This window comes from Paraburkholderia sp. BR10936, from assembly GCF_040965735.1.
Classification (GTDB): domain Bacteria; phylum Pseudomonadota; class Gammaproteobacteria; order Burkholderiales; family Burkholderiaceae; genus Paraburkholderia; species Paraburkholderia nodosa_A.
Genome location: NZ_JBFRCM010000011.1, coordinates 39,211 through 56,830 on the forward strand (window position 1 = coordinate 39,211; position 17,620 = coordinate 56,830).

The following is a 17,620-nucleotide window of genomic DNA, read 5'->3' on the forward strand; positions in this document are numbered from 1 at the left end:
CGACCTCTCGGGTCAATGCGCCCCTGCTGCGCCGCCGCCTGCGCCGCCCTTCGTCGACTTCGTGATCCAGATGAGCGGAATGATCACGAGAAAGATGATCGCCGAGATATGGAAAATGTCGTTCAGGCCCATCATGGCGGCCTGCGTGGTGAGCTGGAAGTCGAACAGCGCGCGTGCGGAGGGCTCGCTCATATTCAGCACCTTCTGGGTCTGGTCCATCGCCTGCACGAAAGTCGGGTTGTTGACCGAGGCTTGTTCCGTGAGTCGCGCGTGATGCAGGATCGTGCGGTTGTTCCAGGCGTTGGTCGCGATCGAGGTGCCCACTGCGCCGCAGAACACGCGCACGAAGTTCGAGAGGCCAGCCGCCGCCGGCACGCGGCTCGGCGGCTGCCCCGCGAGAATGATCGCGGTGAGCGGCACGAAGAAGAGCGCCATGGGGATGCCTTGCAGCAGCGTGGGCAGCACGAGATGGAAGGTATCGATTTCGATCACGTACTGCGAACGCATGTAGAACACCCCCGCGAACATCACGAACGCGATCGTCGCGATGATGCGCGCGTCGGAGCGCGGCAACAGGCGCCCCACGACCGGAGACAGGATCACCGCGAACACGCCGAGCGGCGCGGTCACGAGGCCTGCGTCCACGGAGCGATAATTGAGGTACTCCTGCATCCATTGCGGCAGCAGCACCAGATTGCCGAAGAACACCGCGTACGCCACTGAAATCGCAATCGTGCCGCCGAGGAAGTTACGTTGTCCGAACAAACGCAAATCGACGATCGGGTGCTCCTCGGTCAGCTCCCACACGAGGAAAAACGCAAAACTGATGAGCGCGAGGATGCCGAGCGTCACGATCACCGGCGAGTTGAACCAGTCGAGGTCCTTGCCCTTGTCGAGCATGATCTGCAGCGAAGCAACCCAGGTGATGAGCAGACCGAGGCCCACGATGTCGATAGGCGGCTTGCGCGTGGGTGACTCGCGGTTGCGATAGATCGTCCACGTGACGAAGCCCGCGAAGAGGCCCACTGGAATGTTGATGTAAAAGATCCACGACCAGTTGTAGCTATCGGTGATCCAGCCGCCGAGCGCCGGTCCCGCGATCGGGCCGACGGTCGTGGTCATCGCCCAGAAGGCGAGCGCGGTGGACGATTTGTCTTTCGGCCAGGATCCGAGCAGCACGGCCTGGGAAAGCGGAATGAGCGGGCCGGCCACGGCGCCTTGCAGCACGCGCGCGACGAGCAGGAACGGCAGGGTCGGCGCGATGCCGCACAGCCACGACGCCAGCACGAACGAGAGAATCGAGGTGACGAACAGGCGCACCTGGCCGAAACGCTGCGTGAGCCAGCCGGTCAGCGGAATGGAAACGGCGTTGGCCGCCGCGAACACGGTGATGACCCATGTGCCTTCGTCGACGGAAACGCCCATGTCGCCGGAGATGGTCGGAATGGCGACGTTGGCGATCGACGTGTCGAGCACGTTCATGAAGGTCGCGAGCGAGACCGCGATAGTGCCGAGGACCAGACTGCCTCCCTGGAGCGGCGGCGGCGGCGCGGGCGGCGCCGATGATGCGGCGGGCTGATTCAAGCGTGTTCTCCGCGTATTCGGTTTGCGGCACAGGATACCTGTAATCGCCTTTTGTCATCGCCAGCCGCGGAGCATCCCCATGCGGCGCAGGGTCATGGGGCTTGCGAATGGCTTTCGCGCGCGATCGGGCTGCCGTTGCGGCTTTATGTAACGCCGGGAAATGGAGTCTTTCGTACACGCGTAGCGCGGCGAGCGTATCCTTGCGCCTGCCGCGCGCCGCGCAAAATGCGTGCGCTGGACACACAATACGATCGTCAGTACAGGGGAGGTCCGACCATGAGCTGGGAAGCATTCGAAGGGGGCTGGCGTCTGGCGCCGGCCGATGGCGCCGCGCACGCGCTCGTCGTGCTGCTGCACGGGGTAGGCAGCAACGCACAGGACCTCACGCCGCTCGCCGACGTGTGGCGCGACGCGCTGCCGGGCGTCGCGTTCTCGTCGCTCGACGGCAGCGAGCCGTTCGACGGCGGCTTCGGCGGACGCCAGTGGTTCAGCCTGCGCGACATCAGCGAGACCAATCGCGAGGCGCGCGTCGTTGCCGCCTCGCAGGTGTTCGAGCGGCGGCTCGCCGCCGAACTCGCCCATTGGGGGCTCGGTCACGACGCGCTCGCGCTGGTGGGCTTCTCGCAAGGCTCGATCATGTCGCTGTACCACGTGGCCACACAGGCGGCGGGCGCGGCGGCCGTGGTCGCGTATGCGGGCCGGCTCGTTACGCCCGTGGTCGCGAAAAGCCGCACGGTGCTCACGCTCGTGCACGGCGAGGACGACGAAGTGATTCCGGCGAGCGAACTGGAGCGCGCCGCAGCCGCGTTCAGCGACGCGGGCTTCGCGGTCACCGCTTTCGCGCTGCCGGGCGTCGGCCACACGATCACGCCGCAGGGCGTCATGCTTGGGCGCGACGCCCTGGTGCGCGCGCTCGCGCGCGGCTAATCGCGAGACCGATCCGGTCGCTGGCGGGGACGAGGTCAGTCCCCGTTAATCAGCAGGTATCGGCCGGCATCGGCGGGCTAAATCGGTACAAATTGGCAGTGGCATAAGCCCGTAGTGTCGTATTTCGGCCATATTTTCCGCATAACCTAGGCAGTTGTTTTTGGACCGGCTAAAGTTCGCGCCGGTCGCGGCCGTTAATACGGGGAGTCGCCGCGACCTTATGGGCCGCGTAGGCCCGTTCCGCCCGGCGCGCGGCTGGTTCGCGCTGCCTGGACGAGGCCGCCATCGGGAATGCCATCCGGCGGCGCGTCGTCTGCCGGGTCGCCAAAAAGAACTGAACTTCAGACCAATATGGCCCGAGCCAAGCCGCAATCCATTTTTTCCAAAAGGCTGTTCCGCCAGGACGTGGCGCTCGATCTCGGTACGGCCAACACGCTCATCTACACCGCCGACAAGGGCATCGTGCTGAATCAGCCCTCCGTGGTCTGCTTCGAACGCCGCGCGGGGGCGAGCGAGACGACGGTGGCGGCGGTGGGCCGCGAGGCGAAGGATCTGCTTGGCCGCGCCCCGGCCAATATGGAGACGGTGCGGCCGCTCTCGCACGGCGTGATCGCCAATTTCTCCGCTGCCGAACACATGATGCGCCGCTTCGTGGCGATGGCGCAGCCGCGCCGTCTGCTCGGCCGCCGTGCGGCATTCACGGTGTGCGTGCCGGCGGGCGCGACGCGCGTCGAGCGCCGCGCGATTCGCGAGGCGGCCTTCGCGGCAGGCGCGGCGAGCGTGAACCTGATCGGCGAGTCGCTGGCTTCGGCGCTCGGTGCGGGTTTGCCGGTGCACGCGGCGACGGGCTCGATGGTCGTCGATATCGGCGGCGGCACGACGGAAGTGGGCATCGTCGCGCTAGGCGGCGTGGCGTGCAGCGGCTCGGTGCGCGTGGGCGGCGACCAGTTCGACCGCGCCATCGTCGATCATGTGCGCACGCTCTATGGCGTCGTGCTGGGCGACCAGACCGCGGAACACGTGAAAAAGACGATTGGCTGCGCGCTCTACGGCGAACCCATCGAACGCATACGCGCGACCGGACGCAGCATGGAAGACGGTCTGCCGCGCACGGTCGAGATCACGAGCCACGACGTGGTGGACGCGCTAGCCGCGCCCTTGCGCGTGGTGATCAACACGGTGCGGCAGGTGCTGGAGACGGCGCCCGCCGAACTCGTCACCGATATCGCCGATAGCGGCATCGTGCTCACGGGCGGCGGTTCGCTGCTCGGCAGGCTCGACCAGTGCCTAGCTGCCGAACTTGGCGTGACGGTGCGCGTGGCCGACGAGCCGCTCACCTGCGCGGTGCGCGGCGCGGGCGCGGCGGCCTCGCTCATGAGCGAGCACGCTTTCGAAATGGTCGAATAACGGCCCAAGCCGGCGCACGAGGCAAGGCCGCTTCGCGAGGGCGCCGGCTTGACCGCTGTTGGCGCCGCGGGCATGGGACAATACGCCACTTTGCCGGCATGCGCCGCGATGGACTGCCCGTAGGCCGTTGTCCGTTGCAATGCGCCGCTGTCCCGTTGTCTCCACATCGTCCAGCCGTGAATCCAGCCGCCTTTCCGGCCCCCGGTACGTTCATCGAACTGCCCGGAGGCCTGCCCATGCCCTATGTCGAACGAGGCGCGGGCGAACTTCTTCTCTTCGTGCACGGCTCGCTTTGTGACTACCGCTACTGGCAGCCACAGCTGGCCGGCCTCGCGCAGCAGTATCGCTGTGTCTCGGTGAGTCTCACGCACTACTGGCCCGCCGCGGAGGCGGCACGCGGCCTGCCGTTCAGCTGGCGGCAGCATGCGGATGAGCTTGCGGCGTTCGTCGATGCCCTGGGCGCCGGCCCGGCGCATGTGATCGGGCATTCGCGCGGCGGCCTCGTGTCGTTCCAGTTCGCGCGGCGCCATCCGCAGCACCTGCGCACGCTCACGCTCGCCGATCCTGGCGGGCCGGTCCAGCAGCCGGGCCAGACGCTCGCCACGCTGCCCGAGAACGTCAATGCGCTGCGCGCCCGCGCCGTGGCGCTGATCGAGTCGGGCCAGGTGGACGCGGGGCTGGAGTTGTTCGTCGATTCGGTGAGCCGGCCCGGCTTCTGGGCGAAGAGCACACATGGGTTTCGCCGCATGGCCACCGACAACGCGCACACGCTTGGGCCGCAGTTTCAGGATCCGCTGCTTGCGTACTCGCGCGAGCAAGCCGCCGAGGTGCAATGCCCCGTGCTGCTGATCGACGGCGAGCTGAGCCCGGAAGTGTTTCATCGGGCCGTGGCCGCGCTCGACGCCTGGCTGCCCGATGCGCGCCGCGCGAGTGTGGCGGGCGCATCGCATGGGATGAATCTGGCGCGGCCCGCGGCGTTCAACGAGTTGATCGACCGCTTCGTGAGCGGCCACGGGCGCTGACGCGCGCTGATTCACGCGATGCGAAAAAGGGGCGGCCACGCGATGCGGCCGCCCCTTTTCGTTGCTGCGAGAAATACCGTAGTCCGAAGGACTCTCGCCTAGTCGCGACCGTGCGCGTGGGCGTCGAGCTTGTGCTCGGCCGCCTCGCCGACGAGGCCCGCGTAGTAGAGGTGCACGCCGATCGCGAGCGAATCGTTGCGGATTTCGTGAAAGGCCTTCCATGCCTTCACCGGATCCTTGAACACGAGATAGTGCGCTTCCTGCGAAACGAGGCGGGCGACCTGGTGCAGGCCGTGGCCGTTGAGCGCGTCCACGAGGTGATCGAGGCTGCGGTGCGTGCGCGCGTCGGTGCGCGGATACAGCATGTGCAGCACGGCCACGCGTTCGCTGGCGAGCGCAGCAGACAGTGCGACCACGATGTCCTGGTGATTGAGTGCCGTGACAACGGCGCCCTCTGCTTGTTCGTCTTCTGCGAACAGGGTGTCGACCGAGATGTTCATCTGTTGCTTCCTTACGTTTGCTTTAAGCGCGTGTGGCGGTGAAAACGGCCGCCCGTGAGATCCGGCTGGATTACAAAATGCAAGTAATGGAAAACCCTTGCATGTCAAGCAGTATCGCAAAGATGGGGTGCGACATGTTGCGCTGCAAGAGCAAAATATTGTTGCAGGAATCGGCGTTAAGGAAGCCGCAAGCTTCGCAGTGTTGCGGCGTTGAAGAGGGATTGTTGCTGGCTGCACTATCAATCGATGCTGCACCGCGCCGTAGAATGCGGCAAGCGGTCGCAGCGATGCCGGCCATTCCGGCGGCTGCGTCCTGTTGCGCGAAGTTATGCGCGAAGTATTGCGATGTGACAGCAATTCAAGGACACACAATGATCGACTCGAAGACACACGCCACGCTCACGATCCCCGGCCACGCTGAAGGCGTGCAGTTGCCGGTCTACAAGGGCACCCAGGGCCCGGACGTGATCGACATCCGCAAGCTGTACGGCCAGACCGGCATGTTCACGTATGACCCGGGCTTCATGTCCACGGCGTCGTGCAACTCGGCGATCACCTATATCGACGGCGACAAGGGCGAGTTGCTCTACCGCGGCTACCCGATCGACAACCTCGCGCAAAACGCCGACTTCCTCGAAAGCTGCTACCTCCTGCTCAAGGGCGAGCTGCCCACGCAGCAGCAGAAGGACGAATTCGTGGCCTCGGTGACGAACCACACGATGGTTCACGAGCAGATGCACTTCTTTTTCCGGGGGTTCCGCCGTGACGCACATCCGATGGCGATTCTGGTGGCGGCGGTCGGCGCGCTGTCCGCGTTCTATCACGACTCGCTCGACATCAACAACGCGGAGCATCGTGAGGTGTCGGCGATCCGTATGATCGCGAAGCTGCCGACGCTCGTCGCCATGGCGTACAAGTACTCGATCGGCCAGCCGTTCGTGTATCCGCAGAACGACCTGTCGTACAGCGCGAACTTCATGCGCATGATGTTCTCCGCGCCGAGCGAGGAGTACAAGGTCAACGACGTGCTCGTGCGCGCGCTCGACCGCATTCTCATCCTTCACGCCGACCACGAGCAGAACGCTTCGACGTCTACCGTGCGTCTGGCCGGTTCGTCGGGTGCGAATCCGTTCGCGTGTATCGCCGCGGGCATCGCTTGCCTGTGGGGCCCGGCGCACGGTGGTGCGAACGAAGCCGCACTGAACATGCTCGAAGAAATCGGCTCGGTCGATAACATCCCGAAGTTCATCGAGCAGGTGAAGGACAAGAACTCGGGCGTGAAGCTGATGGGCTTCGGCCACCGCGTGTACAAGAACTACGACCCGCGTGCGAAGCTCATGCGCGAAACGTGCTACGAAGTGCTGAACGAACTGGGCCTGCACGACGATCCTTTGTTCAAGCTCGCCATGCAGCTCGAAAAGATCGCGCTGGAAGACGAATATTTCGTGTCGCGCAAGCTGTACCCGAACGTCGACTTCTACTCGGGCATCGTGCAGCGCGCGCTGGGCATCCCGACCTCGATGTTCACCTGCATCTTCGCGATGGCACGCACGGTGGGCTGGATCGCGCAGTGGAACGAAATGATCGCCGACCCCGAGCAGAAAATCGGCCGTCCGCGCCAACTCTTCATCGGCGAAACGCCGCGCGTCGCGAAGCCGATTTCGCAACGCTGATCCTCACGGCGCGCGCCGCTTCCGGCGCGAGCGCATGGCCTCCACGGGCGCCCGCACGTTACGTCGTGCCGGCGCCCGCAATTTTTTCCGCGCACGTTCCTTGCTCCGCACTGCGATTTGCCACTCATTTCGCGCGTATCTTTCGGCCGTTCTTTGCGCATTCGCCCAACACGTGCGCCGAAGCCACTACAATCAACCGCAAGCGAACCGTACCGTAACCCTTTGCATGGCACCCAGGAGGCACGCAATGCAGGATCCTGAAACACTCGGCGGCGTCACGCGCTCAAGCGGCGTGGATCATCCCGACCAGGACACGCGGGAAACCGACAGCGCGTTCATCGCGCCCGAAACGCCGGAGGTCGCAAGCGCCGACCAGCATGTGCTGAAGTCGGGTGGCACCTTCATCGTCAACGATCCGCTCGGCGACATCACCGGCATCGACGACGGCCTGTTCGTCAACGACACGCGTGTGCTCTCGTCGCTGCGCCTCACTTTCGGCGGACGCGTGCCTTCACTGCTCTCGGGCAGCGTGAGCAGCGACAACGCCGTGTTCACGGCCCACCTGACCAATCGTCCGCTGCCGCCGCTCGGCGGCAGTACCACGCCCGAAGGCGTGATTCACGTGCAGCGCGAGCGCGTGCTCTCCGGCACGATGATGACCGAGGCCATCGAGCTCACGAACTACGGCACGGAAGACGCCGTGGTGCCGCTTTCCATCTCGTTCGCGAGCGACTTCCGCGACATGTTCGAAGTACGCGGCCTGAAGCGCGAAAAACGCGGCACGCTCATGCCGCCGCGAGTCGAAGACGGCGAAGTCCGGCTCGAATACATCGGCCTCGACAAGGTTGCGCGGCGCGTGCGTATCGAGTTCTCGCCCACGCCGAACAAACTCCTCGCCGATCGCGCCGACTTCACGGTCGATCTGCCCGCGCAGGCCTGCGTCTCGATCTATCTCACGGTGGCGATCGAAGTCGAGGCCATGCCCGGCGCCGCGCCCGGCACACAGAGCGCGGGCATCTTCCAGCCGCCGCATTGCCTCGCGGACTCGCAGGAGCAGCGCGTGGGCCGCGCCGCTCAGCGCGCCGCGCTGGTGGATTCGCATATCGTGATGCGCGAACGCCGCCGAGCGGCGGCGCACTTGCGTTCGAGCAATCCGCTCTTCAATGCGTGGATCAACCGCTCGATCGCCGACCTCGGTCTGCTCACCACCGACCTGCCGACCGGCCCGTATCCGTATGCGGGCATTCCATGGTTTTCCACGCCGTTCGGCCGCGACGCGGTCATCACCTCGCTGCAGACGCTGTGGCTCACGCCCGCGCTCGCGCAGGGCGTGCTGCGTTTTCTCGCGGAACATCAGGCGCGCGAGGATTCGGCGTTCCGCGACGCGGCGGTCGGCAAGATCATGCACGAAATGCGCAAGAGCGAGATGGCCGCCACAGGCGAAGTGCCGTTTGCGCTCTACTACGGCGGGGTGGACACCACGCCGCTCTTCGTCGTGCTGGCGGGCGCTTATGTCGAACGCACGGGCGACGTTTCGCTGATCGACGAGTTATGGCCGGCGCTGGAGCGTGCGGCGGCCTGGGTCGCAGGTGTATGCGACCGCAATAAACTCGGTCTGCTCGACTACCGGCGCGAATCGGAGGGCGGGCTCGCGAACCAGGGCTGGAAGGACAGCCACGACTCTGTATTCCACGCGGACGGCCGTTTCCCCGATGGCCCGATTGCGCTCGTCGAAGTGCAGGCATATGCGAGCGCTGCGTTCGAAACGATGTCGCGCTTCGCCACGCATCGCGGCCAGATCGAAGACGCAGCGCGCTACGCCGCACGCGCCGCCAAAATCCGCCTCTGCGTAGAGGAGAAGTTCTGGATGCCGGAGTCGGACTTCTACGGCATTGCGCTCGATGGCCACGGCGATCTGTGCCGCGTGCTCGCGTCGAACGCCGGACATCTGCTCGCCTTCGGGCTGCCCGAGGAGGAGCGCGGCCGCGCCGTGGCGGAAGTGCTCGAATCGGCGCTGTTTCACACGGGCTGGGGCGTGCGTACGCTCGCGGCGGGCCAGGCCCGTTTCAACCCCATGGCGTACCACAATGGCTCGGTCTGGCCGCACGACAACGCGCTGTGCGCACGCGGTCTCGCGCGCTATGGCCGCAAGGCGGCAGCAGTGCGCCTCTTGCAGGCGCTGTTCGAGGCTGCGGTGACCTTCGACATGCGTCTGCCCGAACTGTTCTGCGGGTTCCCGCGCCGGCGCGGCGAGCCGCCCACCGCGTATCCGGTGGCCTGCCTGCCGCAAGCCTGGGCCGCGGGCTCGCCGTTCATGATGCTCGAAGCGTGTCTTGGCGTGACGATCGACGCGGCGCGCAACGAGGTGCGTGTCGAGCAGCCCATGCTGCCCGAAGGCATCGACTGGCTGGAAGTGGACGATCTGCGTGTGGGCAAGAATACGGTGACGCTCATGTTCCGCCGTGTGGACGGCAAGGTGGTGGCATCGGCCGATCGCAGCGACGTGAAAGTCGTGGCGTTGCTGTGAATCTTGGCGCGGGCTTGCAAAGCCCGCGCGCTCATTTTGTGCTGGCTACGAAGCGACGCGCTCGAGTGAGAACTGCGGCGCGACGCAACCCGTCTCGACGCCCATCGTGTTGACGATGCGCGGGGCTTCGAATTTGCTTAGTTGTGCCAGCTGTTGTGGCGTGCCAATGCCCAGTTGTCTGAGCACTTCCACGACGGTGGCATGGAGCGCGGTCAAATCGCCGTCCTCGATCTTCACCGCGATACCCAATGCCGGGCCGCCCGTATGCGTTGCGGTCGCCGCGTTTGCGCGCACGCCAATCGCATAACTGCCCGCCGCGCCGAGTTTGCCGACGAGCGCGCCTTCGAACGCGCTCATGAGCGTCGTGCAGAAGCGGCCTTCGCCCGCCACGAGTTCCGGATACGACGTCATGGCGCGATAGATGTGGGCGAGCGCCTGCGAGCGCGCATCGGCCGCGGCCGAGCCCGGCAAGGCCGCGTGGTCCTGCGCATCGGCGAGCTTCACGAACAGGCGGGCGAGCCGGTCGAGCGGGAAGGCGGGCGTGGGCAGATTGCAGCCGTCGATGCCCCACTCGACGCCCGTCTCGGGAAGATCGCAAACCTCGGCCACGACCCGCCTCACGTGTTGCTGCAAGGGGTGTGAAGGCAGATGGTAATCGGCCAGCGCCGCGCCGATGGCGCGGGCGCCGGCCAGCATGCCCGCGTGCTTGCCCGAGCAATTGCTGCACACCGCGCCCGGCGTGAAGTCGCGTTTGATCCACGCCTTGTAGACGGCGTCGGAGATCGGCACATGGCCGCCGCAGCGCAAATCCGATTCCGTGGCGGACACCTTGGCGAGCATCGCGCGCGTCCGCTCGGTATGGCGGTCCTCGCTGCTATGCGAGGCGCACATGAGCGCGAGATCGGCGTCGTCGAAGCCAAAGCGCTCGAGCGCGCCGGTTTCGACCACGGCGAGCGCCTGCGCGGGCTTGGCCGCCGAGCGCACGAGCGTCATGCGATGCGGGTCGCCGAGCGCGTAGAGCAGGCGGCCCTGAGCGTCGACCACGGCAATGTGGGCGATATGCGTGGTTTCGATGACATCGCCGCGCAGGACTTTCACGGCGGGTTGGGGAGCGCTCGTCGTCATGGTGCCGTTTGCCTTGGGTCTCGGATGGGATCGTGCTGCGCGGTCGATGCGATTCTAATCCGCGTGTTCGGGTCAGCGCATTTGCCGGGCCACGCGGCACGCGGCGAGATCCCAGGCGCCGCTGCCGACGGTCTTCAGCAGCACCGGACCGCCGTCATGTGCCGCCCCGTCCGTTACAGCGGAGCCGATCGTGCGCACGTTCGCCCAGTCGACGCCTGCCTGCAGCAGGTCACCGGCTTCTTCGCGCGCGGCTGCGAAATCGTCGACGAACACGCAGCTCGCACGCACCGTGTCCTGGGCGATTTCCGCCGCGTCCGGCGTGAAGGCGCCCACGCCGATCACGAGCCGGTCCTTGCGTGCCGCTTCGTCGTACACGGGCGTCTTGCTCGTTGTCGCGGCGATGACGACGTCGACTTCTTTCGGAGCCGCACCGTGCGCGGGCGTCACGTCCACGCCAGCCTGCGCGAAGTGGGCGCGGAATGCCGCTTCGGACGCTTCGGTCCGGCCTTTCACGTAGAGCGTCGCCGACGGATACAGCTGGCCGATCGCCTGGGCATGAAATCGCGCCTGCTGTCCGGTGCCGATGACCAGGAATGCACGCGGCGCGCCGGGGTGAAAGAGGCGCACGCCCAGCATGGACAGCGCCGCGGTGCGGCGCCCGGTGACGGTCGGGCCGTCGAGGATGAACTCCGGCTGACCCGTCGCGCCGTTGCACACCGTCACCGCGCCGAAGATGGTCGGCATGCCGAGCGCCGTGTTGGCCGGGCACACGCTCACGAGCTTGTGGATGGCAATGTCGTCGGCGCTGGCGGGCATCGAAAGCATGACGCCGTTGCCCTTGAGCGGCACGCCCGTGCGCACGGGCGCGTGAATGCGGCCCGCGTCGTGATCCTGCGCGGCCGTGGCGAGGGCGTCGAGCAGCACGCCGAAGTCGAGCAGTCGCGCCGTGGCGGTTGCGTCGTAAATCGCGATGGGCTCCATCGAATCTTCTCTCCTGATGAATGATGCGTGTGTGGGGCGGCGTGCGTTCCTGCCGCCGGCCTCAAAAGCGGTCGATGCGAAACGGCGCGAGATCGACGGCGGGCGTCTCGCGCGCCATCAATTGTGCGACGAGTTCGCCGCTGAGCGGCCCGAGCGTGAGGCCCAGATGCTGATGGCCGGTCGCGACGAACACGTTCCGCGCGCCGCGCATCTCGCCGATCATCGGCAGATAGTCGGGCAGCGTGGGGCGCTCGCCGTACCAGCGGCTTGCGACCTGCACCGCGGGCGCGCCGGGAAAGAGCGTCTGGAATTGCGTGGCGAGCAGATCGGCGCGGCGCCAGTCGGGTGCGCCGCGCGCGCCGAGTTCGACGGTGCCGGCAAGCCGGATGCCTTGCGCCATCGGGTTACAGGTGAAGCCGCGCTCGACGAAGCTCACGGGCACGCGCAGCGTGTCTTGCGAGGGCGCGCCGAGCTGGACGTGATAGCCGCGCTCGTTGGTCAGCGCAATCCTGGCGCCCAGTTGCTGTGCAAGTTCGGCGCTGCGCGAGCCGGCTGCGATCAGCACCTTGGCGGCTGGGTGCGTCGCGCCGTTCAGCGTGACGCCGATACGGCCGTCGGGGAGGGCGCGCAAGGCGTCGACGGCAGCGCTCGTGAATCTCGCGCCCGCTGCGAGCGCCGCCTCGAAAATGCGCTCGACGACCTGCTGCGGATTCGTGACCGAGGCCATGCCGGGAAAGTAGCGCGCATGGTTGATATGCGGCGTGAGCGACGGTAGATAGTCGCGCCGTACCTGCTCCGCTGTGAGATTCACGTAGCGCACGCCGTACCGGTCGAGCAGATCGAGTTGCGCGCATTCCGTTGCGTGCGCAACGGGTCGCTCGAACACGTAGAGCGAGCCGATGTCGCGAAAGAGGTCGGCGGCGATGCGCTGATCGAGCAGACGACGCCAGGCCTGTGCCGCACCGGTCACGAGACTCGCGAGCGCACGCGTGTTGCGCCGAAAGCGCGGGCGCTGCGCCTGCGCGGCGAACTCCAGCACCCACGGCGCCATGCGCGGCAGGCTGCGTTTGTGCAGGCGCAGCGGGCTGTCGCGGCGCAGCAGCATGCGGGGCAGACCGGCCATCGTCTCGGGGCTCGCGAGCGGCGCGACGTGATCGACCGCGATCAGGCCCGCGTTGCCGAACGAGCAGCCCGAACCGGGCGGCGCGCTGTCGACGATATGTACGCGCATGCCACGCTGCGCCAGATTGAGGGCGGCGCAGACCCCGATGATGCCTGCACCGATGACGACGACATCTTCCATGTCAGTCTCGCGACGAAGAAGTGATTTGGTCCGATGCTAACTCAACTATTTCCTATAGGAAACTTTTTTCTGATCGTATATCACGCGTACTCGACCCGCCGATCAGCGTTGCACTTGCGAAGCGTGGTAGGCGCTCGCCTGCTCGAGCAGCCACGCGCGGAACATCTCGAGTGGCTTGCCGTGGCTGAGTTCGGTGGGATAGACGAAGTAGTAGCCGCCATCGGCAATAGCAGGGGCTTCGAACGGAATGACGACGCCGAACCGCTCGAGCTGGCCTTCAACGAAGAACTTCGGCACGAGCGCCACGCCGAGGCCGGCGGCGGCCGCGGCGATCAGCATCGTGTGCAGCTCGTAGCGCACGCCGTGCATGGTGGCGTTGTCTTCCACGCCGAGGTCGGAGAACCAGCGCGTCCAGGCGTCGGGGCGCGTGGTGGAGTGCAGCAGCGGGTAGGCGAGCAGTTCGTGCGCCTTCTTGACGGGGCGCGCAAGCAGTGACGGAGAACAGACGGGCACCACTTCCTCGCCGAACAGAAAGTCGGAGGACGTGCCGGGCCAGGTCGGCTTGCCGTAGTGGATCGCGGCTTCGAAATGCGACTCCTCGAACGAAAACGTCTCGGTGCGCACGCCCATGTTCACGCGCACGTCGGGCGTGCGGTCGTAGAAGTCCTTGAGGCGCGGAAGCAGCCATTCGGACGCGAAGGTCGGCAGCACGGCGAGCTCCAGATAACCGCCGCCGCTGCCGTGCGCGATGATGGAGAGCGTGTCGCGATCGAGGTTTTCGAGCGCACGCCGCACCTGGGTGCTATAGAGCCGGCCCGCGCGCGTGAGCACGACCCGCTGTTTGGCGCGCACGAACAGGCGCACGCCGAGATTCGATTCGAGCGTGGCGATCTGGCGCGAGACCGCGCTTTCGGTGAGGAACAGCTCCTTGGCGGCGTGAGTGAAGCTCTCGTGCCGCGCCGCGGCTTCGAAGGCCGTCAGCGCGCCGATATTCGGGATCTTGAACTTGCGCATGGTGATTCCAGAAACTCATCAAGTGACAATTTAAACTCGCTTTACGCGGTGCGCAACCATTTGAATAATGCGTTTTACGTATAGCTGGCCGAAACCGATGGCCAGAGGCCCCTTTGATGACTGCCGCCAGGCGGTCGTTTCCTGTGAGATTGGTGATGCGCAATTCGAACGTAGAACGCTTGTTGTCCGCGCTGCTGGGCCGCGAGAAAACTGAAACCCTGTTTGCAACGCTGAACTTTCCGTCGATGCTCGGCGACTGGGAAAGCGGCACCGTCACGCGTGCCGAACTCGCCCAGGCGATGAACATGGCGCTGTTCGAAGACCTGCTGGAGCGCTCTCCCAACGGCCGCACGTACACGAACGACACGGTGGCGCAGGGCGGTGCGGTGTACTTCGACCATGGCGCGCTGCGCACGGTGCGCTGGGCACAGAACGGCGCGCTGCCCCCCGGCGAAGCGGCGTTCACGCGCATTCTGCGGCCGCTCGGCTTTCGCCTGAATGGCCGCTATCCGCTGGACAAGCTCGGCATGACGGGGCGCGCCTACGCCCACGAAGACGCACCCGACGAGATCGCGCAGTTCTTCGTGAGCGAGCTGCACCCCGAGCGCTTTTCGGCGGCGTTCCAGCAAGCCGTGACGAACGTGGTGGGCGCATCGAAAGATCCGCTTACGCCGCTGGCCGTGGCGCAGCTCTCCGAACTGGAACGCGACGGCTCGCTGCCGCTCGACGCGGCGCTGCAACTGCTGCCCGTGATCGTCGGTGCATTCGCACGACAGCACGACGTGCCATCTATTTCGGACTACGAGACATTGCTGCAGGAATCGGCGGAAATGGCATGGATCGCCACGGAAGGCAACGCCTTCAATCACGCGACCGACCGCGTGGAAGACGTATTTCAGCTTTCGGACGACGAGAAGGCCAAGGGGCGCCCGATGAAGCCCAGCGTCGAGACTTCGCGCTCGGGCCGCGTGTTTCAGACGGCCTATCGAGCCGACACCGTGACGCGCGAGTTTCGCGCGGCGGACGGCCAGCGTGTGACGCGTGAGGTGCCGGGCTCGTTCTACGAGTTCATCACGCGCAAGCGCACGTTCGATCAGGTCACGCGGCGCTGGCAGACCGATCTGCGCTTCGATGCGGGTAACGCCACGGGCATCTTCAAGATGACCGCGAACGCCGCGTAAGCATGAAGGATCAAACGCCCGGCGCGCCGTCCTGCGTGTCCGGGTGCGGTTCGTTGATGAGCCAGAGGACTTCGGCGTCCTCTTCGCTCGTGGAGACGGCCGCATGCCCCGTGCGGCTGTCGAAATAGAGACTGTCGCCGGTTTCGAGATGTGTCGGTGCGTAAAGCTCGGAGTAGAGACACACCGAGCCGCTCAATATGAAGAGAAATTCCTCGCCTTCATGCCGGCCCCATTCCGTGAACTCGTCGAGCGAGTGCGCCGTCACGCGAATGCGAAACGGGTGCATCGCCTTGTGGGCGAGTTCCGTCGCCAGCAACTCCATCTGATAACAGCCTGCTGAATGCTGTTGCCCATCGCCCTTGCGGGTGAGCGCGCGGCGTCCGCTCGCGCGCGGCCTGGGCGCAGAGCCGAACAGTTCGCCGAGGTCGATCTTCAGACCGTGAACGATCTTCTGCAGCACGTCGAACGTCGGCGACATGACGCCGTTTTCCACCTTCGAGAGCGTGGAGCGCGACACGCCGCACACGCGGCTGGCGGCCTCGAGCGTGTAATCGTGCTTCAGCCGGGCCGCCTTGACGCGCTTGCCCAGCTCCGCCGAAGCATTCTCGGCGGCCTTGAGGGACGGGGTTTCCATTCGGGAACTCGAAGTGCTCGCTGATGGTTCGCGGGTGCTCACTGATGGTTCGTATCGTACTCTATGTTTCCGATCATAACATTTGCGTATCGCGCGACGTCTGCTGCGGCATCCGGCAATTAACAAGCATGGCTAAGTAAATCGATCACCCGGAAGTTGATGATTTCTGACGCAAACCCAGACGGCGCAAGGGCTGGCGTGCGCTCGATCCGGGCTCGCATGGCATCCACGCACAGGGGGCATATCGGCGTTATCGGGTATTTCCCAATGCCAGCGGGGCCCGCGTCACGCCTTGCCGTATTCCCCGCGTGGACGGGCTTGATGAGAAAAGCGCATTACGTGGTGATTAGATTTCGTTTGATGCCGCCTGCACGGCTGCCGACAATCCGCTTACGTCCCGCCGCTCGGCATCGCGGGATGAATCCAGTGCGTCCGAAGGTCCGCGCGACCATTCGAACGCATCACGTGCCGGCTCCAGATACCGAAGGAATATCGCATGTCTCCTCGTTTCCTCGCTTCTCGTCGTGGCTGCGCGATCGCAGCGTCGTTGATGTTGGTTGCCGGCGCGGTGAGCGCACAGGAAATGGTCGTGAAGATCGGCGTGGCCAGCCCGCTTACGGGCGGCGGGGCAGCGTATGGCAAGGACATCGAGAACGGCGTGCGTCTGGCCGTGGACGAAGCCAACGCCGCGCATCCCACCATCGGCGGCAAGCCGGTCAAGTTCGTGATCGACTCGCAGGATGACCAGAGCGATCCGCGCATCGGCGTGCAGGTCGCGCAGCAACTCGTGGATGACAACGTGGCGGTCGTGATCGGCCACTTCAATTCGGGCACGACGCTGCCGGCCTCGAAGATCTACGCGAAGGCGGGCATTCCGATGATCACGCCGGCCGCCACCAACCCGGCCATCACGCAAAGCGGCGCGCCGACCATCTACCGCGTGATCGCCACCGACTCGCAAAACGCAGGCAACGCGGGCAACTATGCGGCGACAGTGACGAAGGCGAAACGCATTGCCATCATCGACGACCGCACGGCCTTCGGCCAGGGTGAAGCCGACGAGTTCGAGAAGGCCGTGAAGGCAAGCGGCGGCACGATCGTCGCGCGCGAGTTCACGAACGACAAGGCGGTGGATTTCAGCGCCCAGCTCACGAGCATCAAGCGCACGAATCCGGATCTCGTGTTCTTCGGCGGCCTCGACGCGCAGGCCGCCATGATCGTCAAGCGCATGCGCCAGCTTGGCCTGAAAGCGCAATTCCTCGCGGGCGGCGGCGTCATGGACGCGAACTTCATCAAGCTCGCCGGCGATTCCGCCGATGGCGCTTCGGTGTGGGAATACGGCCAGCCGCTCGGCACGCTGCCCAAGGGTAGGGGCTTCGAGGCGAAGTTCAAGCAGAAGTACGGCATCGACATGCTCGCCTACGCGCCGTTCGCCTACGACGCGGCGTGGGTCGCGATCACGGCGATGGAGAAGGCCGGCTCGGCGACGCCCGCGCAGTTCAACGCCGCGCTCAAGGCCACGAACTACGACGGCATTACGGGCAAGATCGCTTTCAACGCCCAGGGCGACCTGAAGAGCCCGAGTTCGACGCTGTATCAGGTCAAGAACGTGGCGTGGGTGCCGGTCACGACGCGAACCGCGGACTGAGATCACACGCCTCTGCTACCTTGAAGGGGGCCGGCACTGCCGGCGCCCCAATGCATTGTTTCCAATAGGAAAACAAAGGTGTGCCCGCAGTGCG

At 65.6% G+C, this 17,620-nt stretch carries 14 protein-coding genes; 7 read left to right on the forward strand and 7 right to left on the reverse strand.

Going from position 1 to position 17,620, the window contains the following annotated elements:
• Positions 1-12 precede the first annotated feature (12 nt).
• Positions 13-1,584 carry a DHA2 family efflux MFS transporter permease subunit gene (locus AB4Y36_RS22480; RefSeq protein ID WP_342946041.1) on the reverse strand — a complete coding sequence of 524 codons (1,572 nt, stop codon included), beginning with the start codon at positions 1,582-1,584 and terminating at the stop codon, positions 13-15.
• 276 nt (positions 1,585-1,860) lie between these two features.
• Here AB4Y36_RS22480 and AB4Y36_RS22485 point away from each other — a divergent pair, with 276 nt between their 5' ends.
• The 3 genes from AB4Y36_RS22485 to AB4Y36_RS22495 all read left to right on the forward strand — a co-directional run bounded on the left by AB4Y36_RS22485 (position 1,861) and on the right by AB4Y36_RS22495 (position 4,940).
• Complete coding sequence (locus tag AB4Y36_RS22485) at positions 1,861-2,511, forward strand: alpha/beta hydrolase (RefSeq protein ID WP_069262006.1); 651 nt, start codon at positions 1,861-1,863, stop codon at positions 2,509-2,511.
• A gap of 351 nt (positions 2,512-2,862) precedes the next feature.
• Positions 2,863-3,918 carry a rod shape-determining protein gene (locus AB4Y36_RS22490; protein WP_069262005.1) on the forward strand — a complete coding sequence of 352 codons (1,056 nt, stop codon included), beginning with the start codon at positions 2,863-2,865 and terminating at the stop codon, positions 3,916-3,918.
• 236 nt (positions 3,919-4,154) lie between these two features.
• A complete protein-coding gene (locus AB4Y36_RS22495) occupies positions 4,155-4,940 on the forward strand; it encodes an alpha/beta fold hydrolase (RefSeq protein ID WP_368684111.1) in 786 nt (261 codons plus the stop codon).
• A 98-nt stretch (positions 4,941-5,038) separates the two neighbouring features.
• Here AB4Y36_RS22495 and AB4Y36_RS22500 read toward each other — a convergent pair whose 3' ends face one another.
• Positions 5,039-5,440: a hypothetical protein gene (locus AB4Y36_RS22500; protein WP_028203504.1), complete on the reverse strand. Its 402-nt coding sequence runs from the start codon at positions 5,438-5,440 to the stop codon at positions 5,039-5,041.
• Positions 5,441-5,811: 371 nt separating this feature from the next.
• On the opposite strand from AB4Y36_RS22500, the gene gltA reads away from it, so the two are divergent.
• Both gltA and AB4Y36_RS22510 read left to right on the forward strand, forming a co-directional pair.
• The gene (gene gltA / locus AB4Y36_RS22505) at positions 5,812-7,113 is read left to right on the forward strand and encodes a citrate synthase (RefSeq protein ID WP_069262004.1); all 1,302 of its coding nucleotides are present in this window, start codon (positions 5,812-5,814) and stop codon (positions 7,111-7,113) included.
• 247 nt (positions 7,114-7,360) lie between these two features.
• Positions 7,361-9,640, forward strand: a complete 2,280-nt coding sequence (locus AB4Y36_RS22510) for an amylo-alpha-1,6-glucosidase (protein ID WP_342946042.1) — start codon at positions 7,361-7,363, stop codon at positions 9,638-9,640.
• A gap of 45 nt (positions 9,641-9,685) precedes the next feature.
• On the opposite strand, the gene AB4Y36_RS22515 is transcribed toward AB4Y36_RS22510, so the two are convergent.
• From AB4Y36_RS22515 to AB4Y36_RS22530, 4 genes are all read right to left on the reverse strand, one after another.
• Positions 9,686-10,765: an asparaginase gene (locus AB4Y36_RS22515; RefSeq protein ID WP_368684112.1), complete on the reverse strand. Its 1,080-nt coding sequence runs from the start codon at positions 10,763-10,765 to the stop codon at positions 9,686-9,688.
• A gap of 72 nt (positions 10,766-10,837) precedes the next feature.
• Positions 10,838-11,746, reverse strand: a complete 909-nt coding sequence (lhpI, locus tag AB4Y36_RS22520) for a bifunctional Delta(1)-pyrroline-2-carboxylate/Delta(1)-piperideine-2-carboxylate reductase (protein ID WP_368684113.1) — start codon at positions 11,744-11,746, stop codon at positions 10,838-10,840.
• Positions 11,747-11,807: 61 nt separating this feature from the next.
• Positions 11,808-13,049 (reverse strand): NAD(P)/FAD-dependent oxidoreductase, encoded by a 1,242-nt coding sequence (locus tag AB4Y36_RS22525; RefSeq protein WP_368684114.1) that lies wholly within the window; start codon positions 13,047-13,049, stop codon positions 11,808-11,810.
• 102 nt (positions 13,050-13,151) lie between these two features.
• Complete coding sequence (locus AB4Y36_RS22530) at positions 13,152-14,063, reverse strand: LysR family transcriptional regulator (RefSeq protein WP_368684115.1); 912 nt, start codon at positions 14,061-14,063, stop codon at positions 13,152-13,154.
• A gap of 155 nt (positions 14,064-14,218) precedes the next feature.
• Between AB4Y36_RS22530 and AB4Y36_RS22535 the strand changes: the two genes are divergently transcribed.
• On the forward strand, positions 14,219-15,244 hold the full coding sequence (locus tag AB4Y36_RS22535; RefSeq protein WP_069261998.1) for a DUF1338 domain-containing protein: 1,026 nt from the start codon (positions 14,219-14,221) through the stop codon (positions 15,242-15,244).
• 10 nt (positions 15,245-15,254) lie between these two features.
• Here the strand turns inward: AB4Y36_RS22535 and AB4Y36_RS22540 are convergent, their stop codons facing one another.
• Positions 15,255-15,878, reverse strand: coding sequence for a helix-turn-helix domain-containing protein (locus AB4Y36_RS22540; protein WP_069261997.1), 624 nt, complete (start codon positions 15,876-15,878; stop codon positions 15,255-15,257).
• 496 nt (positions 15,879-16,374) lie between these two features.
• On the opposite strand from AB4Y36_RS22540, the gene AB4Y36_RS22545 reads away from it, so the two are divergent.
• Positions 16,375-17,526, forward strand: coding sequence for a branched-chain amino acid ABC transporter substrate-binding protein (locus AB4Y36_RS22545; protein ID WP_069261996.1), 1,152 nt, complete (start codon positions 16,375-16,377; stop codon positions 17,524-17,526).
• The last annotated feature ends 94 nt before the right edge of the window (positions 17,527-17,620 follow it).

Excerpts from the sequence above, each read along its gene's own strand:
- AB4Y36_RS22540 (WP_069261997.1), bottom strand. The coding sequence starts at position 15,878 with ATGGAAACCCCGTCCCTCAAGGCCGCCGAGAATGCTTCGGCGGAGCTG.
- AB4Y36_RS22515 (WP_368684112.1), bottom strand. The coding sequence starts at position 10,765 with ATGACGACGAGCGCTCCCCAACCCGCCGTGAAAGTCCTGCGCGGCGAT.
- AB4Y36_RS22525 (WP_368684114.1), bottom strand. The coding sequence starts at position 13,049 with ATGGAAGATGTCGTCGTCATCGGTGCAGGCATCATCGGGGTCTGCGCC.
- AB4Y36_RS22535 (WP_069261998.1), top strand. The coding sequence starts at position 14,219 with ATGCGCAATTCGAACGTAGAACGCTTGTTGTCCGCGCTGCTGGGCCGC.
- AB4Y36_RS22500 (WP_028203504.1), bottom strand. The coding sequence starts at position 5,440 with ATGAACATCTCGGTCGACACCCTGTTCGCAGAAGACGAACAAGCAGAG.
- AB4Y36_RS22485 (WP_069262006.1), top strand. The coding sequence starts at position 1,861 with ATGAGCTGGGAAGCATTCGAAGGGGGCTGGCGTCTGGCGCCGGCCGAT.
- AB4Y36_RS22490 (WP_069262005.1), top strand. The coding sequence starts at position 2,863 with ATGGCCCGAGCCAAGCCGCAATCCATTTTTTCCAAAAGGCTGTTCCGC.
- AB4Y36_RS22495 (WP_368684111.1), top strand. The coding sequence starts at position 4,155 with ATGCCCTATGTCGAACGAGGCGCGGGCGAACTTCTTCTCTTCGTGCAC.
- lhpI (WP_368684113.1), bottom strand. The coding sequence starts at position 11,746 with ATGGAGCCCATCGCGATTTACGACGCAACCGCCACGGCGCGACTGCTC.
- gltA (WP_069262004.1), top strand. The coding sequence starts at position 5,812 with ATGATCGACTCGAAGACACACGCCACGCTCACGATCCCCGGCCACGCT.
- AB4Y36_RS22510 (WP_342946042.1), top strand. The coding sequence starts at position 7,361 with ATGCAGGATCCTGAAACACTCGGCGGCGTCACGCGCTCAAGCGGCGTG.
- AB4Y36_RS22530 (WP_368684115.1), bottom strand. The coding sequence starts at position 14,063 with ATGCGCAAGTTCAAGATCCCGAATATCGGCGCGCTGACGGCCTTCGAA.
- AB4Y36_RS22545 (WP_069261996.1), top strand. The coding sequence starts at position 16,375 with ATGTCTCCTCGTTTCCTCGCTTCTCGTCGTGGCTGCGCGATCGCAGCG.